The sequence below is a fragment of the Frankia gtarii genome, from assembly GCF_025403375.1.
GTDB lineage: Bacteria > Actinomycetota > Actinomycetes > Frankiales > Frankiaceae > Frankia > Frankia gtarii.
This window is the reverse complement of record NZ_JAMPTM010000459.1, coordinates 1-2,777: the sequence shown is the minus strand read 5'-3', so window position 1 is coordinate 2,777 and position 2,777 is coordinate 1. Positions and strand designations below refer to the sequence as shown.

Sequence of the window (2,777 nt, the reverse complement as noted above, 5' to 3'; positions counted from 1 at the left end):
CCCGCGGGATCAGCCACACCATCCCCGAACGCGCCGACCAGAAGAACAACCGCACACGGCGCGGCCAGGCCGGTGGATGCCCCCCGACATTCGATACCGAGCGGTACAAGGCCCGCACCGTCGTCGAACGCTGCTTCAACCGGCTCAAGCAGTGGCGGGCGCTGGCGACCCGCTACACCAAACGCGGCCACTACTACCGCAACGAGGTCATCATCGCCTCGATCATGCTCTGGCTCGCCGAAGATCCACGAGAAACTGCCTAGATGGAGCGAGATGAGGCCGAGCGGCTGTCCGTAGCTTGGGTCACGGTGTCCGACGTGTCCCTGGATGATGTCCCCTCGCCTGAACCGAGAGCTGACGTGACCGCCAGCTTGCAGCCCGCGCGCCAGCGGGTGGCAGACGCGGTAGCTGCGGCACTGGAGGAACTGCGACCGACATCTGCACGGCTCTCCGTGACGGTTGGCGCTCCGGATGGCAGCGAGCTGGCCCAATCACGGATCCGGCTACAGGAGCGTAAGTTCACCGCAGCGGACGCCAGTCGTCGGCTCGGCCTGCCGATCTCCGAGTCCGAGCTCGTCGGCTGGGTCAGCGAATGGCCGGTCTCAGCCCGCGGACACAAGGCCGGGTCCAAATCTTCGCTGTGGGTGCTACCGGCAACCGAGCGGGCTGAGCTGAGGGTCGATCTGGCCGGGTGGCTGCAGGACGTCATCGCCGATGAGGGGATCTCCGAAGCGGCTCCGCCCTGTCCAGGCCATCCCCACCCGATGCGACCGGAGGTTCACAAAGGACAGGCATGGTGGGCGTGCCCCACCGGTGGCCCAGTTCGACCATGGGCGGAGACCGCCGGGTGACCGACTCTCGGGAAGACCTATAGGTCATCCCATATGCACACCCGCCCCTGGTCACGGTTCGCCATCCAGCAGGCCGCGACCAGGGGCGGGTGAGGTCTAACCTGGCCGATCTCGGAGTTCATCGGATATCGGCTCCGGGACTGCCCCAAAGCCGGCCGGATAGCCGGGGGAGAGAATCTCCGGCCTATCCGGCTGAGCGCCTGCGCACGAGTGGGGCCTCGGCTACGCCCGCATGGGCGGGGCCGACCAGCTCATCGGCCTGCACCAGCTCGTGATGGAGAAGAAGCCCAAGCCCGGTGACCTGATCGCCGCCGTGGGTGCAGGGATCGGGTTCATGTGGACCGTTGGCGTACTCGAAGTGCTCAACATGCCAGAATGGTGACCAATCGGCTATTTTAAGTCACCACGGTGGCCGCCGGTGCGCTCGCGGCGCCCCGGCGGCCACGCTTCGAAGGGAGAGTCCCATCCTCGGCGCTGCCAAGCACACCAATCTCGCGGTGGCATTCCTGCTCGAGCTCGCCGTCTACACGGCGGTAGGCCTGTGGGGCTACCAGACCGTGAGCGCTGGTCGATGGCTGAAGGCGGGCGCAGCGCTCGGCTGCGTTGTCGTCATGGTCGTCCTCTGGTCGCTGTTCGGCGCCCCGTCCGCGACCGTGACCCTGCACGGTGGCGCGCTCCCCGCGTTCCAGACCGCATGGTTCGCCGTCGGCGTGGTCGCCCTCGGGGTAGCCGGCTGGCAGAAGCTCGCCCTCGCCCTCGCCGTGCTGACGATCGTCAACCTGGTCCTCGCCTACCACTGGCACCAGCAGAACGGCTGACCGGCCCACCCAGCGCAGCCGTCCGCCACCGGAGTCGGCCGGCGGCTGAGTGCTGCGCCCGGTTAGTCAGCGCTCGGGCACGCCGCGGGTGGTCATCCGGATCAGCGACGACGCCACCGCCTTATTCACCGCGTCGATCCGGGACACCGCGCCGAGCTTGACGAAGACGCTGTGCAGGTGGCGTTTCACGGTCGCCTCAGTGATGGGAGTCTGTTGCATTGTGGGAGGGCAGGGCATGGTTGGCCCTGTCGAGCTGGTGATCAGATCGCGAGGGTGAGCTCGGTGAACGCGGCTGTGAGCCGTGCGTGCGGGTCGGTGTCGATTCCGAGTTCGTAGTGGCCGCGACGGATGTTCTGGACGAACACGTGCCCTGTACTGATCGTCTGGGCAGAACGCAGGCGTTTCAGCCCGCGCATGGGCCGGAGTCCGGCTTGTAGGCGGCTGTGGTCGGCTTCGATTCGGTTGTTCTCCCGCGCGGCGTCGACGTGGCAGGCCTCGGGCAGGAGCTCGTCGAGGAACCGGGGTAGACGGGGGCCTTGTCGGTGGTGACCTCGACCGGCCGCCGGCCAGGGGACAGCGCCCGGATGCAGAACCGGCGGGCGGCGGCCTGATCGCGGCGGGTGCCGGCCAGGACATCGATGACCTGTCCGTGCTGGCCAACAGCACGGTGGAGAGAGGTCCAGCAGCCGGCGACCTGCACCTGGGTTTCGTCGACGAACCACCGGTCACCAGGACGGTGCCGACATGGCCGGGCCGCGTCAACGAGAAGCGGCGTGAAACGCTGCACCCACCGGTAGAGCGTGACGTGATCGACGTCGAGGCCGCGTTCGGCGAACAGCTCCTCGACGTCCCGGTAGGACAGCGCGAACCACAACTACCACCGCACCGCCAGCACGATCACCTCCGGCGGGAACCGGAACCCCGAGAACTCCGACGTTGGGACCGGGACACGGACACAACGTCGACGCATCCTCTGACCATGACCGGTCGACAGCCACCCGAAGGCAGACACCGCCCATCCAACAGCGCCGTCCGCATGTTTCGCGCGAGCGACGGAGTGACGGGCGGCGGGGTGGCACGTCCGGGTCTCCGGGAGGCCAGGGGGTCG

General features: G+C 67.8%; 3 protein-coding genes and 2 pseudogenes. 3 read left to right on the top strand and 2 right to left on the bottom strand.

Annotated elements, in window-relative coordinates; all coding sequences use genetic code 11:
- From NBZ83_RS31370 to NBZ83_RS31360, 3 genes and pseudogenes are all read left to right on the top strand, one after another.
- Positions 1-263: pseudogene (locus NBZ83_RS31370) on the top strand (IS5/IS1182 family transposase); the annotation flags it as partial.
- 820 nt (positions 264-1,083) lie between these two features.
- The gene (locus tag NBZ83_RS31365; protein ID WP_261567505.1) at positions 1,084-1,233 is read left to right on the top strand and encodes a 3-oxoacyl-[acyl-carrier-protein] synthase III C-terminal domain-containing protein; all 150 of its coding nucleotides are present in this window, start codon (positions 1,084-1,086) and stop codon (positions 1,231-1,233) included.
- Between the two features lie 115 nt (positions 1,234-1,348).
- Positions 1,349-1,669 (top strand): YrdB family protein, encoded by a 321-nt coding sequence (locus NBZ83_RS31360; RefSeq protein ID WP_261567506.1) that lies wholly within the window; start codon positions 1,349-1,351, stop codon positions 1,667-1,669.
- A 66-nt stretch (positions 1,670-1,735) separates the two neighbouring features.
- On the opposite strand, the gene NBZ83_RS31355 is transcribed toward NBZ83_RS31360, so the two are convergent.
- Positions 1,736-1,858, bottom strand: coding sequence for a hypothetical protein (locus tag NBZ83_RS31355; protein ID WP_261567507.1), 123 nt, complete (start codon positions 1,856-1,858; stop codon positions 1,736-1,738).
- A gap of 71 nt (positions 1,859-1,929) precedes the next feature.
- Positions 1,930-2,639 (bottom strand): annotated as a pseudogene (locus NBZ83_RS31350) (IS6 family transposase).
- Positions 2,640-2,777 lie beyond the last annotated feature (138 nt).

Bases quoted from the DNA above. Each gene is read 5' to 3' on its own strand.
- NBZ83_RS31365 (WP_261567505.1), top strand. From the start codon at position 1,084: ATGGGCGGGGCCGACCAGCTCATCGGCCTGCACCAGCTCGTGATGGAG.